Origin of the sequence: Fictibacillus terranigra (assembly GCF_030412265.1) — a bacterium.
GTDB classification, from domain to species: Bacteria; Bacillota; Bacilli; order Bacillales; family Fictibacillaceae; genus Fictibacillus_C; species Fictibacillus_C terrinigri.
The window spans coordinates 815551-836495 of record NZ_JAUHLN010000001.1; the positions used below are offsets into that span (position 1 = coordinate 815551).

Annotated in this window: 21 protein-coding genes, 1 pseudogene and 1 riboswitch; of the genes and pseudogenes, 10 read left to right on the forward strand and 12 right to left on the reverse strand. The window is 43.4% G+C overall.

Translation table 11 applies throughout. The features are described 5' to 3' along the window. Window positions 1–144: 144 nt before the first annotated feature. The 3 genes from QYF49_RS04010 to hxlA all read right to left on the reverse strand — a co-directional run bounded on the left by QYF49_RS04010 (window position 145) and on the right by hxlA (window position 2135). On the reverse strand, window positions 145–861 hold the full coding sequence (locus QYF49_RS04010) for a 3-ketoacyl-ACP reductase (protein ID WP_290398322.1): 717 nt from the start codon (window positions 859–861) through the stop codon (window positions 145–147). Window positions 862–932: 71 nt separating this feature from the next. Then, the gene (gene hxlB, locus QYF49_RS04015; protein WP_290398323.1) at window positions 933–1490 is read right to left on the reverse strand and encodes a 6-phospho-3-hexuloisomerase; all 558 of its coding nucleotides are present in this window, start codon (window positions 1488–1490) and stop codon (window positions 933–935) included. 12 nt (window positions 1491–1502) lie between these two features. Beyond that, on the reverse strand, window positions 1503–2135 hold the full coding sequence (gene hxlA, locus QYF49_RS04020) for a 3-hexulose-6-phosphate synthase (RefSeq protein WP_290398324.1): 633 nt from the start codon (window positions 2133–2135) through the stop codon (window positions 1503–1505). 190 nt (window positions 2136–2325) lie between these two features. Between hxlA and hxlR the strand changes: the two genes are divergently transcribed. The 4 genes from hxlR to QYF49_RS04040 all read left to right on the forward strand — a co-directional run bounded on the left by hxlR (window position 2326) and on the right by QYF49_RS04040 (window position 5606). Beyond that, on the forward strand, window positions 2326–2682 hold the full coding sequence (gene hxlR / locus QYF49_RS04025) for a transcriptional activator HxlR (RefSeq protein ID WP_290398325.1): 357 nt from the start codon (window positions 2326–2328) through the stop codon (window positions 2680–2682). Window positions 2683–2826: 144 nt separating this feature from the next. After that, window positions 2827–4473, forward strand: coding sequence for a gamma-glutamyltransferase family protein (locus tag QYF49_RS04030; protein ID WP_290398326.1), 1647 nt, complete (start codon window positions 2827–2829; stop codon window positions 4471–4473). A gap of 30 nt (window positions 4474–4503) precedes the next feature. Next, window positions 4504–5079, forward strand: a complete 576-nt coding sequence (locus QYF49_RS04035; RefSeq protein WP_290398327.1) for a chromate transporter — start codon at window positions 4504–4506, stop codon at window positions 5077–5079. Then, window positions 5076–5606, forward strand: a complete 531-nt coding sequence (locus QYF49_RS04040; protein WP_290398328.1) for a chromate transporter — start codon at window positions 5076–5078, stop codon at window positions 5604–5606. The genes QYF49_RS04035 and QYF49_RS04040 overlap by 4 nt, the downstream gene beginning before the upstream one ends. A 32-nt stretch (window positions 5607–5638) precedes the next feature. On the opposite strand, the gene QYF49_RS04045 is transcribed toward QYF49_RS04040, so the two are convergent. The 3 genes from QYF49_RS04045 to QYF49_RS04055 are packed head-to-tail and all read right to left on the reverse strand — an operon-like array spanning window position 5639 to window position 8050. Then, a complete protein-coding gene (locus QYF49_RS04045; RefSeq protein ID WP_290398329.1) occupies window positions 5639–6082 on the reverse strand; it encodes a threonine/serine exporter family protein in 444 nt (147 codons plus the stop codon). A 12-nt stretch (window positions 6083–6094) separates the two neighbouring features. Next, the gene (locus tag QYF49_RS04050) at window positions 6095–6829 is read right to left on the reverse strand and encodes a threonine/serine exporter family protein (RefSeq protein WP_425589551.1); all 735 of its coding nucleotides are present in this window, start codon (window positions 6827–6829) and stop codon (window positions 6095–6097) included. A gap of 48 nt (window positions 6830–6877) precedes the next feature. Further along, complete coding sequence (locus tag QYF49_RS04055; RefSeq protein ID WP_290398331.1) at window positions 6878–8050, reverse strand: MFS transporter; 1173 nt, start codon at window positions 8048–8050, stop codon at window positions 6878–6880. Between the two features lie 237 nt (window positions 8051–8287). Here QYF49_RS04055 and QYF49_RS04060 point away from each other — a divergent pair, with 237 nt between their 5' ends. Next, on the forward strand, window positions 8288–8578 hold the full coding sequence (locus QYF49_RS04060; RefSeq protein ID WP_290398332.1) for a hypothetical protein: 291 nt from the start codon (window positions 8288–8290) through the stop codon (window positions 8576–8578). Window positions 8579–8591: 13 nt separating this feature from the next. Further along, on the forward strand, window positions 8592–8924 hold the full coding sequence (locus QYF49_RS04065; protein ID WP_290398333.1) for a hypothetical protein: 333 nt from the start codon (window positions 8592–8594) through the stop codon (window positions 8922–8924). A 465-nt stretch (window positions 8925–9389) separates the two neighbouring features. Here the strand turns inward: QYF49_RS04065 and QYF49_RS04070 are convergent, their stop codons facing one another. From QYF49_RS04070 to QYF49_RS04085, 4 genes are all read right to left on the reverse strand, one after another. Further along, a complete protein-coding gene (locus QYF49_RS04070) occupies window positions 9390–10862 on the reverse strand; it encodes an aldehyde dehydrogenase family protein (protein WP_290398334.1) in 1473 nt (490 codons plus the stop codon). Between the two features lie 22 nt (window positions 10863–10884). Continuing rightward, window positions 10885–11982 (reverse strand): NAD(P)-dependent alcohol dehydrogenase, encoded by a 1098-nt coding sequence (locus QYF49_RS04075; protein ID WP_290398335.1) that lies wholly within the window; start codon window positions 11980–11982, stop codon window positions 10885–10887. Window positions 11983–12539: 557 nt separating this feature from the next. Next, on the reverse strand, window positions 12540–13598 hold the full coding sequence (locus QYF49_RS04080) for a sodium:solute symporter family transporter (RefSeq protein WP_290398336.1): 1059 nt from the start codon (window positions 13596–13598) through the stop codon (window positions 12540–12542). 36 nt (window positions 13599–13634) lie between these two features. Further along, window positions 13635–14162: a sodium:solute symporter family transporter gene (locus tag QYF49_RS04085; RefSeq protein ID WP_290398337.1), complete on the reverse strand. Its 528-nt coding sequence runs from the start codon at window positions 14160–14162 to the stop codon at window positions 13635–13637. Window positions 14163–14253: 91 nt separating this feature from the next. Then, window positions 14254–14384: riboswitch (SAM riboswitch) on the reverse strand. A 675-nt stretch (window positions 14385–15059) separates the two neighbouring features. Here QYF49_RS04085 and QYF49_RS04090 point away from each other — a divergent pair. Then, window positions 15060–15491, forward strand: a pseudogene (locus QYF49_RS04090) (SDR family NAD(P)-dependent oxidoreductase). A gap of 373 nt (window positions 15492–15864) precedes the next feature. Here QYF49_RS04090 and QYF49_RS04095 read toward each other — a convergent pair. Further along, window positions 15865–15990, reverse strand: a complete 126-nt coding sequence (locus QYF49_RS04095) for a hypothetical protein (protein ID WP_290398338.1) — start codon at window positions 15988–15990, stop codon at window positions 15865–15867. A gap of 150 nt (window positions 15991–16140) precedes the next feature. Beyond that, entirely contained in the window at window positions 16141–17628 is a 1488-nt protein-coding gene (locus tag QYF49_RS04100) for a magnesium transporter CorA family protein (RefSeq protein ID WP_290398339.1), read from the reverse strand. Window positions 17629–17809: 181 nt separating this feature from the next. Between QYF49_RS04100 and QYF49_RS04105 the strand changes: the two genes are divergently transcribed. From QYF49_RS04105 to QYF49_RS04115, 3 genes are all read left to right on the forward strand, one after another. Further along, the gene (locus tag QYF49_RS04105; RefSeq protein WP_290398340.1) at window positions 17810–18826 is read left to right on the forward strand and encodes a Bug family tripartite tricarboxylate transporter substrate binding protein; all 1017 of its coding nucleotides are present in this window, start codon (window positions 17810–17812) and stop codon (window positions 18824–18826) included. A 65-nt stretch (window positions 18827–18891) separates the two neighbouring features. Continuing rightward, window positions 18892–19347, forward strand: a complete 456-nt coding sequence (locus tag QYF49_RS04110; RefSeq protein WP_290398341.1) for a tripartite tricarboxylate transporter TctB family protein — start codon at window positions 18892–18894, stop codon at window positions 19345–19347. Between the two features lie 32 nt (window positions 19348–19379). Then, window positions 19380–20906 (forward strand): tripartite tricarboxylate transporter permease, encoded by a 1527-nt coding sequence (locus tag QYF49_RS04115; RefSeq protein WP_290398342.1) that lies wholly within the window; start codon window positions 19380–19382, stop codon window positions 20904–20906. Window positions 20907–20945: the final 39 nt, after the last annotated feature.

Consider the following 20945-nt stretch of genomic DNA (forward strand, 5'->3'; position numbering starts at 1 on the left):
CTGAAAAGTAACGGCCTTCATAAGCAACCTCCTAAAATTAGTATAAAATCCTATACCCTTTGAGAGGTTTTTTACCCTTCATTTACAATAAAGAGCGGTTCCTGCCCTTTTTTCCTCATGAGCAGGAACCGCTATTTATCATCTTTATGGATTTGTAGACCACATGCCTGCGTTTTTAATAAAAATGCGTGGGTTTAATTTCAGCTGGGAGACCATGAATTCGGCCATATCTTCAGGCTGCATCACTTTTTCCGGGTTGCCGTCCGTCAGATTTGTATCAATGGCCAAATCTGTAGCCACCGTACTTGGTGTTAGGGCACTGACACGAATATTATGTTTTCTTACTTCAAGCATAAGGGATTCGGTTAGTCCTAATACTGCAAATTTAGAAGCACTGTACGCACTTGTTATAGGTGCACCTTTTTGCCCTGCTGATGACGAAATATTAATGATATCGCCTGCTTTTCTTTCGATCATTCCCGGCAGAACTGCTCTTGTAACGTTGTAAACGCCCATTAAATTTACGTCTACGATATTTTTCCACTCTTCAGGAGAAAGTTCAAGGAATCCGCCAAATTTAGCGATCCCGGCATTATTGATTAAAATATCGATGGAGTTGAGCTCCTCTACAATGCTTTTTACAGCCTGATCAACAGCATTGCCATGCGAAACGTCAGCTTCTGCAATCGATACTTTTACGCCATATTTTTTCAATTCTGCTGCTGTTTTTTCAAGGTTTGAACGGGTTTTTCCTATCAGGCCAACATGGATACCTTCATTAGCAAAAGCGATGGCTGTTGCACGTCCGATCCCTCTTCCGGCTCCAGTGATGAGCGCAGTTTTTCCTATTAATGTTTGCAATTAGTTCTCCTCCTTTATGTAGACGAGGAACGGACTGCTCTTGGCAGTCCTGTCCCGTTTTTAATGAATATCTATTCCAAATTGGCATGGCGTCCGAACATGGTATCGGTATCCAGCCCTTTTCTTTCCATAAACCGTAAAATCACGGCATCAAAAAACAACAGAAGTGTTTGTTCGAATAGAGATCCCATCGGCTGAATGGTCTTATAGTCATTTTCCGATTGATCTTTTGGGGAGCCAGGTAATTTTACGCAGACATCGGCCAATTTTCCAAGAGTCGAGTCGGGAAAGATGGTCACTGCAATAACTTTACCCCCAATGCTTTTCGCTTTTTCGGCCATTGAAATAAGGCTTTTTGTTTCCCCGGAACCTGAACCGAAAATGATGAGATCGTCCTCGGTCAGGTTAGGAGTAACGATTTCACCGATGACATAGGAATCTAATCCCATGTGCATCATTCGCATGGCAAAGGATTTTCCCATCAATCCGCTCCGGCCAGCTCCTGCAACAAAAATCTTCTTCGCTTTCAGAAGTTCATCTACGAGCTTTTCGGCCTCTTGATCTGAAATTAAGTTCGCTGCCCGGCTCAATTCCTTCACTATTTCTGTATAATAATGTGAAGTATTCATGTTGAAAAATCCTTAGCTTTGTTTTACTAATTTTTGTATTTCAGCTGCCGTTGCTTTTTTATCATCTTGTCCAGTAATACCGCCGCCTACAATAACAAGGTCAGGCTGAGCTGCAACAACTTCAGGCAATGTTTCTAATTTAATTCCGCCTGCGACAGCCGTTTTTGCATTTTTAACGACACCTTTGATCGCTTTTAAGTCTTCAAACGAGTTTTTTCCGACAGCTTGTAAATCATAGCCTGTATGGACACAAATATAGTCAACGCCAAGCTCATCAAGCTCTTTGGCTCGTGTTTCGATATCTTTAATGGCAATCATGTCCACAAGAATTTTTTTGTTTTGTTTTTTTGCTTCATCCACCGCACCTTGAATGGATGCATCTTCAGCTGCCCCAAGGATGGTAATGATGTCTGCACCGGCTTCAGATGCCTTCATGACCTCATATCCTGCAGCATCCATAATCTTTAAGTCGGCAAGGACTTTCAAGTTCGGAAATGCTTTTTTCATTTCTTTAACAGCTCTAAGACCTTCGTTGATGACAACCGGTGTACCGATCTCAACGATATCGATATGTTCTTCAACCTCTTTCACTAATTTGATGGCTTCTTCTGTATTTACAAGATCTATCGCTAATTGTAGTTCCATTTTTGCCTTCTCCTCCTGTGGTGTTTTATCTATGATGATCATCATAGTTTTTGTTCTGGGGGCTGTTTTATCCATCAAGGACAATTGTAAGTATACTCTTCATGTTTACGTTTTGTTAAGTACTGACTTTAATATTACATAGTGTCAAAAAGTATACTATGAGGTATAATAAGGATGGAGGTGATATACGATGTCACGAATGGACGGTAAATTGTTTAACTGTGAGAAAGAATTAACATTATCTGTCATCGGTGGAAAGTGGAAAATGATTATTTTATGGCACTTGGGGAAAGAAGGAACGAAACGGTTTGGTGAGCTGAAGGCTCTTATACCCGGCATCACTCAGCGCATGCTCGTTAACCAGCTTCGCGAGCTTGAAGAAGATAGGATTGTCCACCGCGAAGTTTACCCTGTCGTTCCGCCAAAAGTCGAGTATTCTTTGACGAAGCAAGGTGAGAGCCTGATGCCTATTTTGGATGCCATGTACCAATGGGGGAAGGATTACATGGTAACCATGGATATGAAACCGATAGACGAGGTAAAGTAATCCCGTCCGAAAAAGGACGGGATTTTTTTATGTTTATGAAAGTGCTATTTGTAAAACATTTGTATTTGTTCCTAACAACATTTAAACTATTTATAAAATATTCTGAATATATGTGCGAGTTATGCATGCCTGAGAGGTGAGAACATGAAACAGCAAATCATTAACCAACCAACAGAACAATCATTTTATGATCACGAACGATATCCTTATACTTCCCGTCGTTCTGTAACATACGGTAAAAAAGGGATGGTCGCTACATCACAGCCGCTTGCTGCCCAGGCCGGCCTGGATGTTTTAAAAAAAGGCGGAAATGCGATTGATGCGGCCATTGCCACAGCAGCCTGCCTGACCGTGGTTGAACCGACATCGAATGGAATCGGAGGCGATGCTTTTGCGCTCGTCTGGACGAAAGGAAGTTTGCATGGCTTGAACTCAAGCGGTCCCGCTCCGCAAAGCATTTCCATTGAAACTCTTAAGCACGAAGGGTACGACAAAATCCCAGAATACGGATGGTATCCGGTAACTGTCCCCGGTGCACCTGCAGCATGGGCGGAATTATCGAGCCGTTTTGGAAAGCTGCCCCTGACTGAAGTGCTTCAGCCGGCCATTACTTATGCAGAGGAAGGCTATCCGGTTTCTCCAGTACTCGGAAAGTACTGGAAACGAGCCTTTGAAGCATATAAGAAACAACAGAAAGGGAATGAGTTTAAGAGCTGGTTTGAAACCTTTGCGCCTGATGGCAGACCGCCGAAAATCGGTGAAGTATGGCGTTCACCCGATCATGCGGCTACTTTAAAGGAAATTGCTGAAACGAATGCAGAATCCTTCTATAGAGGCAGACTGGCTGACAGTATCAGCACAGCCTCCAAAAGTGAAGGCGGTTTTTTAAGAAAAGAGGATCTTGCGGCTTTCCATCCGGAATGGGTTGAACCGATTAAGGCGGAGTATAAAGGATATGAGGTATGGGAGATCCCTCCGAATGGCCAGGGAATTGTGGCTTTAATGGCACTTAACATTTTAAAGGGATTTGATTTTCCTGAAGCGGACTCAGCGGACAGGTACCACAAGCAGATTGAAGCGATCAAGCTCGCCTTTATGGATGCGAAAAAATATGTGACAGATACTACTCATATGAAGGTAGCAGCTGAATCCCTTTTATCCGATCAATACGCAGAAGAGCGGAGGGAGCTCATCGGCCGACAAGCAATGATGCCTGGACCGGGGACACCGCCAAAAGGCGGCACAGTCTATCTTGCTGCAGCTGATGAAGAAGGGAACATGGTATCCTTTATCCAAAGCAACTACATGGGTTTTGGTTCTGGAATCGTGGTGCCAAACACCGGGATCAGCCTTCAGAACAGGGGACATGATTTTTCACTGGATCCCGCCCACGATAACTGCCTTCGTCCAGGCAAGAGGACGTATCATACGATTATCCCTGGTTTCCTGACAAAAGAAGGAAACGCAATCGGTCCGTTCGGCGTTATGGGAGGATACATGCAGCCCCAGGGACATGTTCAGGTCATCATGAATACAGTGGACTTTCAGCAGAATCCTCAATCTGCACTTGATGCACCAAGATGGCAATGGATCGAAGGGAAGCACGTGCTGGTTGAACGTTCACTGCCACAGCATATTGCCGAGGAGCTGGCACGGAAAGGCCATCACGTCAAAGTCTCACTGGACGCAGGGGATTTTGGGAGAGGGCAGATCATATGGCGGAATCCTGAGACCGGTGTACTGGCAGGAGGAACAGAAGGCCGGACAGATGGGGCCGTGGCTGCCTGGTAGAAATAACTTTCATAAGGATTTGATGCATTAATGACCTATCTACAATTATTTATTGCCTTTTTTCGATCAGGCATCCTAGGCTATGGAGGCGGTCCGTCTTCCATACCGCTCGTACATAAAGAAGTGGTAGAAAAGTTCAAATGGATGAATGATGAGGAATTTGGTGATGTGCTTGCGCTTGGAAATGCTTTACCGGGCCCGATCAACACAAAGATGGCGGGTTACATCGGCTACCGGGTGGCCGGATTGACAGGAATGCTTACGGCACTTCTTTCTTCCATTCTTCCGACCATTTTGCTTATGATTGTCCTTCTGACCTCACTCGCACAGTATAAGGATAAGCCGTGGGTTCAAGGGATGACCAAGGGTGTGCTTCCTGTTGTAGCCGTAATGCTAGCAGTGCTGACGTGGCAGTTTTTCACCAGTGCAAAAAAAGGCCTTGGAATGAAGCTCAGCCTGATTCATGTGGCAGCCGGGATCCTGCTGCTGCAGCTCCTTAAGGTTCACCCTGCTGTTTTGATAGGGATACTCTTGGCTTATGCCCTTCTAAAGCCGGAAAAGAAAGATGACGAGAAATCTGCTGAGAGAGGGGAGGGTATGGGATGATTTATTGGCATATTTTCCTCGCTTTTTTTATCCCGGGAATTTTGGGATACGGGGGAGGCCCAGCTTCCATCCCTTTGATTGAAAATGAGGTTGTAGGCCGCTATCACTGGCTGACTGTCAATCAGTTTACGGAAGTGCTCGCGCTTGGCAATGCACTTCCTGGGCCGATCGCCACGAAGATGTCTGGCTATATCGGCTACATGCAGGGAGGGATTCTTGGTTCTTTTGTCGCTGTGTTTGCCACGGTAGCCCCATCCCTCATATTGATGATCGTCTTTCTCAGTGTGATCTATAAGTTCAAGGATTCACCAAGAGTAAAAAAGATGACGTTATTTGTGAAGCCGACCATCGCCGTACTTCTTGGAGTGATGGCTTATGATTTTTTGGCCGAATCCGTCAGCGTCTCCGGATGGATCCAGACAGTATCCATTGCTGCAGCCAGTTTTCTGCTGATGGAAAAATTCAAAGTATCTCCAGTCATCGTAATCGTGGCTGCTATTGGATACGGGGCCGTTTTCATGGCATAAAAAAAGAACTGGCATATTGTCAGTTCTTTATTTTATCTCACCGTTCTTTGGCTTTGTAAAATGATCGGAATAATGGTTCCGGCAAGGACAAGCCCGAATGCGATCGCCCCCGAGATCAAAAAGGTCTGAGAAGCGAGCTGGATTGCGGCGTTGTAATCATTCTCGACCAGCTGCCTCATCGTGTCATAGGCACCTCCGCCTGGGACAAGAGGTATGATGCCGGCGACACTGAAGATGATGACAGGCATGCGGCGAATCCGGGCGTACAGGTGGCTGATAGCAGCGACCACAAAAGAGGCCATGGCTGTTGCGAGAACAAGGTCAAACTGGCTGTTTCCGGACATCCCTTCAAAGATCAGCCAGCCGATCATCCCGCAGATGCCGCCGGGGATGACCGCTTTTTTAGGAACATTAAATAAAATTCCAAACCCGGCTGATGCAATAAAGCTCGTCCAAATGGCTTCAATCATATTCATAAAATCTCCTCCTCACAGCGTCACGATAACAAAGGCAATGCCGGTTCCGATGGCAAAGGCGGTCAGCATCGCTTCTGCTCCTAATGAGATTCCTGAAACAAGATGGCCGGCCATGAGATCCCGTACCGCATTGGTGATTAGCACACCTGGCACAAGCGGCATGACCGCTCCGATAATGATCTTATCCAGCTGATCCCCCAAGCCGGCCGTAATGGCGAGCTTCGCGATCAAGCCGATAAAGAAGGCGGCCAGCAGCTCAGAGAAAAAGCGGACGGAAACGTATCGTTTTGAAAATAAGAAAATAGCGTAACCTGCTCCTCCTGCGATCATGGCAGGTGTAAAGTCGTTCCAGTTGCCTTTGAACATAAGAGCGAAACAGCCGCTCACAAGAGTGGCTGCTGCGATCTGAGCCCATGCAGGGTACGCTTCAGGAGTGGCCTCGATCTTCTTTAATTCTTTTTGTGCGATCTCCAGTGACAGCGATTCATGGGCGACTTTTCGTGACAGGTCATTGACAAGGACAACCACATGCAGATCTGTCGACCGGTCGACGATTCTTACAATCTTTGTATAATCCATCGTACTTCCTTTTTCCAGCAAGGAGAGAATAATAGCTGTTGGTGTTACGAAAACCTGGACCGCTTCCATTCCATAGTTTTGTGCGAGGCGTGTGATGGTATCTTCCACCCGGTATGTCTCAGCACCGTTCTGAAGCATAAGTCTGCCTGCTAAAAGGCAGACCTCCATAACGTCTTCTATTATATTCTGAATCAATATGAGTCCCCTTTCAGCATATTAGTTCACTTGAAAGTGTTCCGTCTTCAAAAACTGGCGGCGGGCAAAAATGACGGCAGCAGCAAAGAGAAAAGCAGCAAACAAGAATTCGATACGGTCTCCAAGCTGATAAAACACAGAACCGACAATCGGCCCTGCAGCCATCCCCAAATATCTGAAAAAGTTATAAACACCGATCGCCGTTGCACGGTTCTGGGTAAAAGCTCTTGCCAGAAGGGTTGTTTGAACAGGAAGCGATAATCCGAGGCACAGTCCAAACAGTGAAATGCTAAAAATCAATACGGGCAATGATAAAGGCGAAAGGATAACAAACAGTACAGTCGCCAGCACATTTAGCGAGGAAGTTATAATGAGGAAAGTCCTCGCATTGCCTCTTTCCTGCAGCCGCCCTCCTGCAAAGCTGCCAATCACAAGGAACATCGACATCGGAAGAAAGACCAATCCTTTTTGGCTCGCCGATAATCCGTAGAAGGAAGCCAAAAGATTCGGAAGAAATACAAGAAAATTATAAAACGAATAATATTGAATAAATCCCAGCAAGACAACCGCAAGCCCAGTTCGATGCTTCAGTACAATCGTAAAGTCGGAAAAACTGAATCCCTTTCTTTGCGGCCCTTCCGGTTTGGTTTCTGGAAGCAGCTTCACGTTAGCGAGAAACATGAGTAGGCCCGTTCCTGTCAAAACCCAAAACACACCTTGATATCCAGTATAACCACCAACAAAGCCGCCTACAACCGGTCCTGCCACTGGACCAAGGGTCACCAGTGTCTGAAAGGTGCCCATTGATCGCCCAAGTGATTTTCCTTCAAAAATGTCTCCGATAACAGTGGTTGCCACTACGGATCCCGCAGCAATGCCAGCTGCCTGAACAGCCCGGAAAAACAGCAATCCCCAGATGGATGGAGACAATGCGGCTCCAGCAGAAGCTGCAATATAAAGCAGTATCGCCGGAAGCAAAATTCTACGGCGTCCGATCTTATCCGTTAGCGGGCCATATACCATCTGCATCATCGCGAGCACAAAGGTAAAGATAGAGATGGTTAAATTCACAATGAACCCCGAGGTCTGAAATTGGTGCTGGATCTCAGGGAGGATCGGTGTATAGATCGTTTGGGTTAAAGGGCCAAAAAACGCAGCGAAACCAACACAATAAAGTATGATTTTTTTATTCAAACAAGGGAACCACCTTTCTATGAAAACTGACTATTCATTAAAACAGATATAAAATTTCATATTATTAACCATCTGACTTTCCTATTTTACACTTTTCTAACCATACAGCAAGAAAAAAAGTATACATCATCTTTGTTTGCGCCCCTCTAGATATTGAACTAATAAATGGAAATCAGTGGACGATAATAAAGGTGGAAAGCCATTCATAGGGGGAAAAATAGCTATGCGTAAAAAGCAATGAAATTGTTTTTGTCAGCAGCCCTGGCGGCCAGTATCATCCTTCCAGCTCAAGCCAGCGCCGCCGCACCAACCTACACAGTGAATCCGAGCAGTAAAACGTATAAAGGGCTCATGATGAACTTTAGTACGTACAATTTCTATACAAAGCATTATTACCTGATTCGGTCATACCTTGAACAGCTTGAAAAGACCGGGGGAGGTACTCTCATCTTAAAAAAGGGAACGTACTCGATCTCAAATACATTGTACGTTAAATACATTGTACGTTCCTTCGAATGTTACGCTTAAATTCAAGGATGGTGTGAAAATTGTTAAAGGTACAAAGACTGGTAAGAGTGCCTTTGCATCAGCCAAATCCATCTTTCAGCTGATAAGGCCATCCAAATCGGCCAAGAGCGGAGTGTATGGGGGATATAAAGGAGAAAAAAATATTACATTTATCGGAGAGGGCTTCGCCGCTATTGATATGAATTACTCACAGGATGGCATCGCGATCATCGCGGGGCATAACCAAAATGTTAGGGTGGAAAATATCACGTTGCAAGATGATGAACCACTTGACGGATTGTCCATCCACCGGACGATATGGCATATCAAGCTGTTCATCTCGCAAGTCCGCAACAGACTCTTTTAAATGAAAAGGAGCTTCCTCACTTTTCGAAAAATCGCCAACTTACCCCGCCGCCGTGCTTCACACTCATTGCATTTAGGATCTGCCCTTTCGCCTACGAGTCTCTCTACTTTCCGCATCTCTTTCAATCAATACCTCACAATATCGTCCTAGAAGAGCTGTGGAGGTATACCACGACAAATGCGACTGCCCGTCGCACAAAAAGGCACCTAAAAGGTGCCCAGCAAAACAGAAAGTCTCTCACTATTCGTTTTCCTATTCCTATGCAGATGGAAGAGCTCGTTCTCTGCAATACTTATACTTTCTAATTACATGTTTCAATATACATGTATATTGAAACAAGGCGCATAAACTTTCATTACTTTTTCCGCGTAAAGGAGGTCTGGTATATGTCAGTTGGACAATATTATTAGAATTTGCAAAGAGGAAGCGCAACATAAAATTGTTCCCTCCAGGCTGATCATAACCTTATGAAAATGGATATTGTCTAGGTTCCTTTTGAATGGATATCCATTTAACAGTTGTAAACTCTTCGAATGCCCATTCACCGCAATATCTGCCTAAACCTGAACTTTTCTCTCCGCCAAATGGAACATTAGACTCGACATTGATTGTTTGATCATTAACATGAATCATGCCTGTCTTAATCTGTTTGGCGACATCGATTCCTCTTTCAAGTGAGCCTGAAAATACTGCGCCGCTTAAACCAAATGGGGTGTCATTAGCCACTTTAATGGCTTCTTCTTCATTATCTACTGGAATAATACAAGCTACAGGAGCAAACACTTCATCTTGGGCGATTGTCATATCATTTGTTACATCTACAAGGACAAACGGCTCCATGAGATTACCTTCGACATTTCCTTTTTTAATTAATTTTGCTCCTTGCTCCACACTTTTGTCGATAATACTCAATGCTCTATCCACTTGTTTTCGATTGATCATTGGGCCAATGATTGTATTACTCTCACGCGGATCCCCAACTTTAACCTTTGCAGCCTGTTCTAAAAATTTCTCAATAAACGGTTCATATAATTTACGATCTACAATGATACGATTAATCGCAATACAAATCTGGCCTGAATGCATGAATTTACCAAACGTTGCTGCAGAAACAGCCTCGTCTAAATTTGCGTCATCTAAAACGATAAAAGCATTGTTTCCTCCTAGTTCCAAGGCAGGCTTTTTAACATGCTTGACTGCAAGTGAGCCTACATGTTTTCCAGCAGCAGTAGAACCTGTAAATGAAATGACACTTGGAACTGGATGTTCTACGAAGGAGTCACCTATTTCTTCAAGATCGGCAACAGTCACGTTAATGACTCCGTTTGGAAGCCCAGCTTCTTCAAAGATTTTGGCAATGATAAGACCGCCAGTAATAGGGGTTTGCAGATCTGGTTTCACAACTATGCTGTTTCCAGTAGCAATGGCAGGTGCAACGACTCGCATTGTTAAATGTAAAGGCCAATTCCAAGGAGTGATGGCGCCAACAACTCCTGTAGGTTCACGGTAAACTCTGTTTTCTTTTCCTGGAATGGCGGATGGACGAATCGATCCCCCCATCAATAATGGAAAAGTGGCAGCTAGTTTTATATCGCCGATGCTGCAGTCAACTTCTACGCTGGCTTTTAAATGCGAGCTTCCTGTTTCTTCAATAAGAAGTTGGACCAGTTCTTCTTTCTTATCTTGCATAATTTGAGCAGCTTTTTCAAGAATGCTAATTTTTTTGTAAGGAGCAACTTTTGCCCAACTTTTTTGGGCCTCTTCAGCTGCCACATATGCCTCATGGATATCATTTTTACTCGCAAACTTCAATTCTGTCAGAATTTCATCATTATAAGGGTTCGTTACTGTACAAGTTTTCTCACTAGATCCTTCTCTCCAGCTACCATTAACCAGGTTATTGCTCCACTCAGAGTATTTAAGTGTTTTTACAGTCATTTTCATTTCCCCCTCTCAAAATTTAACCTATTTTTAGAACTGGTTTAATTGTCACTCCTGATTCTGAATCTGCACTCGCTTGGTTGATTTCTTCCAAACTATAAAATTTTATTAATTTATCAAACGGAAATTTCCCTTGCTTATAAAGTTCAATTAATTTCGGGATAAACATCTGAGGAACAGCCGATCCAAGTAAAACACCAATCACTGATCTTTCAAATAAAATGGTATTTACATCTAAATGAACTTCAGTCCCTACCGGTGGAGCACCAATGACTACGGCTTGTCCTAAAGTAGCTAGACAATCAACAGCTTGACGTAAAACTTCAGGACGGCTAGTGGTTTCAATGGAATAATTCACACCGCCTCCTGTTATTTTTTGGATTTCTTCAACCGAATTTGTATCTTTCGGATTAATGGTGTGGGTGGCACCAAGTTCCTTGGCTAATTCCAAGCGACTTTCGTTAAAGTCTATAGCAATAATCGTTGTACAGCTTGCCACCTTTGCACCCATGACAGCACTTAAACCTACTGCTCCGCATCCAAAAATGACGATACTTGATCCCACTTTAGGTTTCAATTTATTTAGGACGGCTCCACTCCCAGTTTGAATCCCACATCCTAATGGCCCTAATAAATCAAGTGGAACATCTTTTGGAACTTTAACAACATTTCTTTCAGAGACGATGGAAAAATTAGCAAAGCTAGATTGACCAAAGAAATTATGAACGTCCCTTCCATCCTGGTGTAACCTGCAAGATCCATCTTTCATAGTACCTGTAAAGTTTAGCTCAAAAAACTGATTGCAGGCATAAGGGTCACCACTACGGCAATTTGAACAATCCCCGCAAGAACTATACGACATAACCACATGATCACCAGGTTTAACGCTGCTGACTCCCTCTCCTACCTTTTCAACAATACCTGAACCCTCATGACCCAATACAGCAGGTAGAGGAACAGGATAATATTGATCTCGAACAATCAAATCAGTATGACAAATCCCAGTAGCCTGAATACGAACGAGCACCTCTCCAACCTTTGGATCATCTATCGTAATGTCCTCGATTTTGAATGACTCTCCTTTACCATGCGTGACAGCTGCTTTGGTTCTTAACATACCATCAACCTCCTTTGTTTTGAAAGCGTTTTCAATGGCAATAATAACAGAATTCAGTATTTTAGATTTTTAAAATATTGCTTTCTTACTTTTAAAATATCCTTCTTCGCTGTTTAACCTTGTCCATACTGGATTCTAAACTAGTAGAAGGAGCGGGTGATCCTGTATGTTAATAGAAGTACAAGATATTGAAAGTATCTTTCATTTTAAGCAACCATGGCATATCGAAAGCTGTTTGTTTAATGAGCAAAAAGAACAATTAAATGCCATTGTTTTTTGATTTGGTTTTTGACAGTTTTTCGTTGGCCACTTTAAGTTCAAAGTCTGGATGATAAGAAATAGAACGTTCTGATACCTGTTTATCATTGGGATTTCTTCTCTAACTGTGCAACCTGAAAGGTATTAAATAATATATTACTCATATTTGATCCCCCCGAATATCTAATTGTGTTGATTATAAACAAGATTAAGGAATAGGAACATAAAAAAACCCGACTAGGGGTTTTTTTAGCTGTCCATTATTCAGGTTACAGTTCAAATAAAGACCGGTTTTTTTATTAACTCTTATTGAACATGGTTTGCTGTTGTCCCTCTCCAAGCGCCTTTCTTTCTCGTATAAAGTTCATGGCTGCCAAAAACAGACCTGACACAATCAGTAATAAAACGAGACCCGTTAACCCTTTTTTTTGCAGAGATCCCATTGCTTGAAAGAGAAAGATCGTAGAAAAGATTGAAAATAGAATGGAAAAGAAACCTAGACTACGGAAGGAAAACCTCCACTCCAACACTCCATCATTATCGATTAAACTTACTATCATAAGTGTAAGGATGTTAAATATCATACCGATCCAAACAGGATGGACATTTTTATAGAATTCATTAACTTCCCATCCGCCCAGATGGTACCAAATGAGCCCTGAAGCAGATCCGGCAAATAAAGAAACCACTGCAGCTTTCCTTGTAGCAATTGGCCAGAAAAGTGCAGCTACCACTGGGGCAAAAGTAGCGGAATTACGGGTTACCCATGCAAAAACATTCCACCACGCAGACTGTTCCGAACGAAGCAACGCAAAAATAACCATTAATACAGTTAACAAAACTAAGGATTTTTTTGTATAACCCACAAGCTGCAGTTCTGTTGCCTCCGGGTTAAAAGCTTTGCCGGCATCCCTTCCAAGACTTGTAGCTCCTGAAAACTGGCATGGTGCTCCCCAACTCAGAGCAGCAGCCCAGAACCCAAGGAAGAATAAAGCCACAAGAGGGGCAGGAAGCGTCTGCATTAAATAAAGGGGCACCGCAACTAATCCACGTGTTTCATTTGGTACAACTGACGCAGCCGCAAGACCAAATAACACCGCACCTACAATGAGGGGGATACCTAATACAGAAGCATAAATTAATCCGCGGCGTCCCTGTTCAGGCGTTTTACAGGAAAGAGCCATTTGAAAAGCGGCTTGGGCAAGGATGACATTAAACAAAAATGTCCCAAACCATGCAATGATAGTCTGAATACCAGCTCCATCCCACGAAGCAAATTGGGGTTTCTCCGCAAACAGGGTATGAATCCCCTCGATACCCGGATTGATAAAGAATGCGTATGTTCCTATTGCAAGCATAATGAAAAAAACAATTACATTGCTGAGCTGTGTAAATCAAATTGACCACATTCCACCAAAGTGCAAATAGATCAACAACAGTAACGCAGTCAACGCAACCGACGCGATAAGGGAGATTCCTGTAAAAACAGATAATGCAGAGGCAAAAGCAAGCGCTGTAGCCACAGACCACATTGGAAATGTAAAAGCTGTAATTACCCCAGCGATCCCCCGAACTTTTTCGCCGTAACGGTCTCCTAACAAACCCGATATGGTTATAAGTGCTCTTTTTCTGAAAGGCGCAATTAATACTAATGCAATAATTAATATGTGGATGGTCTCCGCCACACCATACCAGATAGCTGATATTCCAGTAAGATAACTAAGCTCTAAAATAGATATATAAGAGGAACCAGAGAAAAGGCCCGTAATACATACCGTAACAAATAATGTATTAAACCCTCTCCCGCCCACAAAGAAGCCACTGCCATTTGTTGCTCTTTTTCTGGCAATCGAACTTACAAAAATAAGAAAAAATGTATAAGCCAGCGCAAAACCTATAAACCAATAACCAACCTCAGTCATAATCTGCCTCCTTGTAAATTCTTAGAGTATCCTAATAACTATATAGAACAGCAAAAAAACCTCTTCCTTGAGGAAGAGGTCAAATTTCTCTTCCTCATCTTCCAGACACTAATGTCTGTTGGAATTAGCACCTTACTATTCACAAGAAAAACGTTTTTCTTGAAAATAACAGGTTGCTGCAGGATCTTAGGACCAATTTCCTCCCCCGACTCACGATAAGGATGTTCTCCGTATAAAGTTAGGTTTAACCTTACAAGAAACTTTTTTTGAAGTCAATAATTTTTTATTCTTTTATTTTTTCCAAAAAACACTTTTTTAGGATAATCAATGAAAAGGGTTTTTGCGTTATATCTTTATTAGTTAATAAAACAGAATAGCCAAACTCTCTCTATTTCGTTCATTCGTTTGCTTCCTTTTTATACAAATTAATCACAACTCGGTCTTTCGGAATGCTATGCACATAAAGAACTTGCCTACCCATCGGATACTCGCTTTGCACATCGTGGCGAACAAACGGTGCCCTTGAACTTCTTCGTCTCTCCTGTTTCGTTCCTCGAGGCTGTCCCTCGCTGAAAAGAGCCACTCTATCAATCTAACCGACAAGGGCCCTATATCATCAAAGAAAAAGCATTACCTCGAATAGTAGTTCTGGTGACAAAATACCTTAATAGGAATAAAGAACAGCAATATCCGGTTAACGGTGCTGGTGCAAAAACCATTGATAGAGACACAGAACCTATATAATAATAAAGATAAGAACTTCCAAGTTTTCGACCAATGGATTGAGGTACTACCGACTGATCAAATGGTCCCTGTCAAGGCAACTTACAACCCGAAGACAGGGAGACTGATACTCGTAGTTTCAGAAATAAGTTCCTCAACTTTGACCTTTTCTTTGTGGATGCGGGTGACATCGCCACCTTCGAACTGTTCGCATCCCGATTTACCGATGTACTTAAAGAAAAATGGAATACGGAGCATTTCGACGTTTTGATTAACAATGCTGTATTCGGGATGTACGCTCCGCTTGCGGATACTACTGAGGAACAGTTCGACAGTTTGGTGAACGTGCACATCAAGGGTGTATTTTTCTTAACACAGAAGTTAATTTCCCGTATTTCTGATAATGTTTCGACTGGATTGAACCGGTTTGCCCTTGAAGGCTATTGAGCTTACGCTGTCATGAAAGGTGCCATCGAAGTATTGACAAGGTATATGGCAAAGGAATGGGGAAGCAGAGGCATCCGGGTTAATGCGATCGCTCCGGGAGCGATTGCTACGGACTTCCAAGGAGGGGCAGTAAGGGACAATCAGGGGTTTAAAGACTGACTTTATTGGTTCTCAAACGGCGTTAGGCAGGGTTGGGGAAGCCGATGATATTGGCGGCCTTGTCGTGTCATTGTGCACCGACGAAATGGGCTGGGTCAACGCGCAGCGAATCGAGGCTTCCGGCGGCATGTTTCACTGAACCTCCAAACGATCAGCTTACTCACTAAGTTAACGAAGAACGAATAGCACAATGCACAATAAACAAACAACAAAAGCCGTTCTTCCTTCCTTAGCGTAGGAAAATCGGTTTTTCGTTTCCAAAAAATGTATCACTTCACAAAGGAAAATACAGATCTGATTCCAAATTGAAAACACGGAACTAAAAGCGAAAAAAAGAAGAACCCTAAAAGGATTCTTCTTTTTAAGACGTTTTTTAAAGGTTAGATCCAGCTGAAGCAGCCGCAGTGACGTCTTTTGCAGCAGCGTTTTTTCCTTCTCTTTTTGCAGTGGCAAGAGCTTGAAGAAGAGGAAGAAGAGGAAGAAGAGGAAGATGATTCATGCTTCTTTTTCCAGTAATCGTGTTTTTGCTTTTCGTAGCCCATTAGAGCATCCCCCTTGAAATGGTTTCCAGAATAAAATTCCGGTTAAGATATCATATGATAGGGAGCAAAAGGCGGACTAGACCTCTGTTTATGTTTTCAACTATTTTTCAAAGTTTAGAAGAAACAGTTAAATGTCTATCAGATTTGGGGTTCTTCTTTCTTTCCTCAATACCATTCATGTTTCTTTTTTCGCGGATCCACTTGGTCAAAAAGGAGATTCCAAGCAGGATGCTGACGGTAATGCCGGATACCGTAACGAACAACGCGATGTATTCAAAGAAACCAAACTTCTGAAAGGCTTTCCATTTAATAGGGCCTTTTAATTCTTCGATCACTTGGTTCATTCCATAGATTCCTGTTATCACAGTATAGATGGTTAGAATGGATATGAGATAGTTATTCCTTTTGGACGATTTTTCGCCCTGGTATTGATAGAGAGTGGACAGCGTCTGTTTGACATCTTCATATAAATCTTGGTTTTTAAAGGTCTTTTTCAGCAGGATGAAGATTTCCCGCCCCTGGCTTTGCGTCGCAAGCTCCAAAAAGAAGTATTTGGCTGAGAACATCGTGATCTCACCGATCAGTTTTTGTGTTTTCTTGTTGTCCCGTTCGAGATGAACATGGGCATATTCATTGGATAGTTGAAGAAGTACAATTTTATGGAAAAGATTTAACAGCAAACCGTAATAATATTCTCCGTACATCTGATCGATGATCTTTGCGGCCTGTCCATCTTCTTCACTCGTCAAACAGCAAAAAACATGTTCATCTACCAAAAAGTAAGTGTGAGGAGCCCATCTTGTATGGCTGTTCTGCAAGCAGTATTCATGAATAAAATCCCGGCTGCTCGCGCTCATATGAGGACGGCCCTGTTCATCGACCCCATCCAGCTGGGAGCCCCGAAACAAGTCTGTTTCTTCAAACTCCGCCCCGCTCTGAAATTGAAAAAGCCCCTGCACATACATCCGTTCATCGATAAAAAAGGGCAGTGATTCAAAATACGCTCCATTGACCTTCTCGACATTCAAATAAGAAGTAAAGCCGGGAAGCAGGGCACTAAACAGAAAATTCTCCACTTGTTTGTAAGGCTGGCCCTCGTGGGTGATGACCGCTTCACGATCCTCGCGTGATCGGTTTTCAAGCACTCTGAAACGTGCAGCAAATTCAATCGCTTCAGAATATGAAACTTGGTTAAGCTCCGTACGAATGGTAATGAAGCCTAGTTCAAACGGCAGCAAGAACACATCGATGGAATGGATTTTGAATGGTGCCTTTACTTGGCCAGATTGCAGTTCAGCATTTATATCCACACGTTTTGAATACCTTCGAAATGTAATGGGATCCTCCGTTTTTGGAAATAAAACGTCTGAAGTAAACGGAAGAAAGTAGTGTTTCAGGTTTTTATGAGAGACTTTGTTCTCACCGCCATAATAAGCATTCTCTTGTGCTTTGTCCTCTAGGTCAAAGAATTGATAGCCAATGCTTTTTAGATAATCCACAAGTCTGTCCAAGCATTCATTTTTAAGAGAGAACGGAAAAATAAAATGAAAAAAAGCAGATTTTAATGGAGGATCTTCCTTCTTTAATCGATGCACGTATATTCACCTCTTCATTCTTCTTTCCCCCAACTAACTTAAAACTACACTTCGTAAAAGTTTCCAAGAAAAACATATGAACTTTATGAACAAAATGCTCTTTATGTATATAAACTATAAATTCTGAAAACTATTGATATGATAATTTTATGTAAGCGCTAACAAAAAGGGGATGTATGGAATGAAAAGGACATTATTGTGGTCGAAGGTGTTATTGGCAGGTTCTCTGACTTTGGGCCTCGCAGCATGCAGCAGCGGAGCAAACGGAACAGCAAAATCCGATTATCCGGAAAAAGCCATCACGGTCGTTGCTCCATCCGGTGCCGGAGGAGGCTGGGATTTAACAGCAAGATCTTTTACTAAGATCTTAGGGGAAACGAAACTGGTGGACCAGACGATGACGGTTGAGAATAAACCGGGTGGAGGAGGCGCCGTGTTTATGGCCGAGTACGCGTCTCAGGACAAAAAGAATGATTACAAGCTGTTTGTGAATTCTCCTCCTATTCTTGTAAACAACCTTAAAGAGGAGGGAAACAGCCCTTTCGGATATAAGGACACGACACCTCTTGCACAGCTGACAAAGGACTATGGAGCGGTCGCAGTAAAAGCCGATTCGAAGTATAACACTCTAAAAGAAGTATTGGCTGACTTGAAAAAAAATCCTAAATCATTAACGGTCGCTGGAGGTTCAGCTCCTGGCTCGATGGATCATCTGGTCGCTATACTGCCGGCATATAAGGCCGGGATCGATCCGAAGGCCATTAAATACGTGGCCTATGATGGCGGTGGAGAAGCAGTAGCCTCTCTTCTTGGAGGTAACAGTGATGTCATAGCGACGGATGTATCCTCATTAGGCGAATATTTAAAGTCAGGGAAGATTAAGCTTCTTGCCGTGGAGTCTCCTGAGCGCCTATCTGGTGATTTTAAAGATGTTCCTACGTTAAAAGAACAGGGAATTGATGCGGAATTTGTGATTTGGAGAGGAGTTTTCGGTCCGAAAGAAATGGCCCCCGATGCGAAGAAGTATTGGCAGCAGAAGCTTAAAAAACTTTCAGAGAGCAAAGAATGGAAGGCAGAACTTGAACGGAACCGGTGGGAAGCGGACTATAAGGATTCCAAAGAATTTACGAGTTTCCTTAAAGAGCAGGAAACTCAAATTACAGATATGCTGAAGTCGCTCGGAATGGAAAAGAAATAACGCTGCTCTCGGAGAAGAGAAGGGCTCTTCTCCGTTCTTTTTCATCAAAAAACGGAGGTCGAAACATGAGTAAAACATTTGACCGGTATGCAAGCCTGCTCTTTTTTGTGCTGGGAGCAGCCTTTATGATCGAAAGCCAGAGGATTTCACACTCTTCATATGGAAGCAATGTGGGGCCGAATGTGTTCCCCTTCTTGCTCGGCCTGATTCTGGGCCTGTTAAGTATCAAACTGTTCATCGAAACATTAAAGTATGAAGCTCATAACAAAGGAAAAGAAAAACTCGACTACAAAAGTTTTGTCATCATCCTGGCTGCTTCTGTTCTCTACGCTTTTCTTCTCGAACCGCTCGGTTATGTCCTTAGCACATTCCTGTTTTTGGCCGTTGGTTTTCAGACGATGGAAAGAGGAAGAATCGTTAAAACACTGATCATCTCTGCCCTTTTCTCTGCCGGTGTTTATATCCTGTTTGCAGAAATTCTAAAGGGCACACTGCCGGGATTGCCGGTTTGGCTTGGATAAGGCGGAAAAATTGTTGTTAAGGGGGGACATTCATGAGTGCCATACAATTTCTTACTGAAGGCTTTCAAACCGCTCTTCAGCCTCACAACCTATTATTTGCTTTCGTCGGTGTGCTGATTGGAACGGCAGTAGGTGTACTGCCAGGCATTGGACCGATGAGTGGAGTAGCATTGCTGATCCCCGTTACCGCCTCGATGACAGGCGGCATGGATCCTGCCGCAGCGGCTACCAGTTCGATCATATTGCTGGCGGGTGTTTATTATGGAGCCATGTATGGAGGGTCTACGACTTCCATTCTATTAAACACACCAGGGGAATCTTCATCGGTCGTGACCACGCTTGATGGGTATCAGATGGCAAAACAGGGGAGGGCAGGCTCTGCACTGGCGATCGCAGCCATCGGTTCGTTTTTTGCAGGAATCGTTTCATTGGTGGCATTGGCTCTTTTGGCCGAACCACTATCAGAGGTCGCACTGAAATTCGGCCCCGCTGAATATTTTTCTTTGATGCTTCTCGGCCTGGCAGCGGTGAGCGGACTGGCGGGAAACTCAATGACAAAAGCATGGATGATGACGGTGTTCGGCCTGATGCTGTCGACCATCGGAATGGATGTGGTGTCAGGCGTTTCCCGTTTTACCTATGACATCGCATCCTTATACGGCGGCCTTGAATTCTTGACCGTTGCAGTCGGGGTGTTCGCTCTTGGAGAAGTGTTTAAAACCATCCTCCACAAAGAAAACAATGAGGGCGACCTTGCTAAAGTAGGAAGGATCTTTCCTACTAAACAAGACTTTAAGGAAAGCTCTGGACCTATTGTCCGCGGTTCTTTGCTTGGTTTCTTCGTCGGAGTCCTGCCTGGTGCCGGAGCGACACTCGCTTCTTTCTTCTCTTATATTATGGAGAAGAAGCTAAGCAAGAATCCCGAAAAATTTGGCAAGGGAGCCATTGCCGGAGTGGCTGCGCCTGAATCAGCGAATAACGGAGCTTCAGGTGGGGCGATGATTCCGCTTCTGACTCTTGGAATACCAGGCTCAGGAACAACGGCTATCCTTATGGGCGCGCTGATCATGTATAATATCCAGCCGGGCCCGCTGCTTTTTGAAGATCATCCAGATGTTGCGTGGGGCCTGATCGCGAGTATGTTCATCGGCAACTTGATGCTGCTCATCCTAAACATGCCGCTCGTTAAGGTTTTCGCGAAGATCATTGAAACGCCGGCAAAATATCTCCTCCCATTGATCGTTGCCATTTCAATATTCGGTGTATATGCTGTCCAGGTGAATACGTTCGATCTTTTTTTATTGATCGGCTGCGGCATTGCCGGCTACTTTCTTGCTTCGAACGATTTCCCTCTGGCACCGCTAGTGCTGGGGCTTGTACTCGGACCGATGATCGAAAACAATATGAGAAGAGCGTTAACGTCGTCAAACGGAGATTTTTTAGTGTTTATTCAAAAACCAGTCTCACTTATTTTTATTGTCATTGCCGTATTATGGATTTTGGTTCCGGTCCTGCTGAAATTAAGAGGCAAACAAGTTATTATTAATGAAGAGGCTTAGGAGACTTGCTGCGTGCAGCCAGTCTTTTCTTTGCTTTTT